Here is a 255-nt window from a genome sequence, read left to right as displayed (position 1 = left end):
AGCAAACCGGCTTCTTTGAGCTGATCGTTGATCGTCTTTTCGATCAGCGTCTCAAGCTGCTGCATGGTCTTCACTTGCTCGGCAAAAGCCGCCTTGAGCAGCGGCTCATTCGACCAGCTCTGCACCAGGCCGACCCTGGCCTGGACCAAGGCTGCGCGACGGCGGAAAAGGCTCAGGAGCTGGCGGTACAGCGGTGAGGGCGGGGTCCAAGGACGCAACTCCTCGGCTTCGTTCTTCAGGTAACGAGCCAGCAGC

1 pseudogene is annotated in these 255 nt (G+C 60.8%); it reads right to left on the bottom strand.

The features are described from left to right. A pseudogene (locus KW848_RS31525) lies at nt 1-255 on the bottom strand (IS110 family transposase); the annotation flags it as partial.

This window comes from Pseudomonas sp. PDM25 (assembly GCF_019219045.1).
Taxonomy (GTDB): domain Bacteria; phylum Pseudomonadota; class Gammaproteobacteria; order Pseudomonadales; family Pseudomonadaceae; genus Aquipseudomonas.
Note: the sequence above shows the minus strand (reverse complement) of the source record. Positions and strands in the feature narration are given on the sequence as shown.